The organism is Acinetobacter sp. YH12086, from assembly GCF_013419345.1.
Taxonomy (GTDB): Bacteria; Pseudomonadota; Gammaproteobacteria; order Pseudomonadales; family Moraxellaceae; genus Acinetobacter; species Acinetobacter amyesii.
The window spans coordinates 1-1462 of sequence record NZ_VPAF01000051.1; the positions used below are offsets into that span (position 1 = coordinate 1).

Here is a 1462-nt window from a genome sequence, read left to right on the forward strand (position 1 = left end):
AGTATTGGTGGACAAAGCGTGGGAGAGATTTTAGAAGGCGATCGTCGTTTTGATTTTGTTATCCGTCTTGGAGAGCAAGACCGTAGTGTCGCATCTGTTTCCCAGTTACCTATTCAGCTTCCAAATGGTGGCAGTATTTTATTGTCGGATGTCGCGCAAGTCTCGACCATTGAAGGAATCAACCAAGTCAGTCGAGAAAATGGTAAACGCCGAGTTGTGGTTACAACGAATGTTGAAGGGCGTGATTTAGGGTCTTTTGTTTCTGATGTACAGACACAGCTCAAAGCATACACTTTGCCAAGTGGTTATTGGATAGAATATGGCGGTCAGTTTGAAAATTTGGCTTCAGCCAAAGCACGGATGCAAATCGTGATTCCACTGGCTTTAATCACTATCTTTATTTTACTGATGGCGGTCTTTCACAATGTCAAAGAAAGTCTATTGGTCTTTACCGGGGTACCCTTTGCCTTGACCGGTGGTGTGCTGTTCCTTTGGCTAAGGGATATTCCATTATCGATGTCAGCTGGAATTGGCTTTATTGCCTTATCTGGTGTTGCAGTCCTCAATGGACTGGTAATGCTGACCTTTATTAAGGAATTAAGGGACAAATATCCAGTGCATAAAGCCGTGTGGCAAGGGGCTATTTTGCGCTTAAGACCAGTGTTGATGACAGCTTGTGTGGCTTCACTGGGTTTTGTACCAATGGCGCTGGCAACCGGAACAGGGGCTGAGGTTCAACGGCCACTGGCAACCGTAGTGATTGGCGGGATTATCTCTTCAACATTACTAACTTTGGTGCTGTTACCCGTGCTTTATCGTTGGATAAATGAAAAGAAAGTTTCTTAATCCAATAGATTAGTCGATTTACAGCAGAGATATTGGCTGTTATCCAATATCTCTGCTCATCATAAATAGAATAAGGAAAATATTTTATGTCAGAACATCATGATCATAGCCATGCGGTTGTTACTGAAGAAAATAGTAAGAAGTTAATGGTTGCCTTAGGTTTAACGACTACTTTTTTAATAGTAGAAGTTGTCGCTGCTTTTATTACCCAAAGTTTGGCTTTGTTATCTGATGCAGCTCATATGTTTACTGATGTAGCCGCTTTAGCTATTGCTCTTGCCGCTATCAAAATTGGTAAAAAAGCCGCAGATGATAAAAGAACTTTTGGCTATCAGCGATTTGAAATTTTAGCGGCTCTGTTTAATGCGGTGATGCTTTTTGTGGTAGCAATATATATTGTATATGAAGCTTATCAACGTTTTACGAATCCTGCTGAAATTCAAAGTGTTGGAATGATGATTGTCGCGGTCATTGGTTTGGTCATAAATTTGATTTCAATGAAAATCCTTTCTGCTAGTGCTGAAGGAAGTCTAAATATAAAAGGTGCATATTTAGAAGTTCTTAGTGATGCTCTAGGATCGATAGGCGTGATTATCGGAGGAATAGTTATTTATTT

General features: G+C 40.6%; 2 protein-coding genes. Both read left to right on the forward strand.

What is annotated here, in order from left to right; all coding sequences use genetic code 11:
- On the forward strand, window positions 1-846 hold an 846-nt coding region (locus FTU29_RS17205; protein WP_180123028.1), incomplete at its 5' end, for an efflux RND transporter permease subunit.
- Between the two features lie 86 nt (window positions 847-932).
- Window positions 933-1462: cation diffusion facilitator family transporter (locus FTU29_RS17210; RefSeq protein ID WP_180062759.1), on the forward strand; the 530-nt coding region annotated here is incomplete at its 3' end.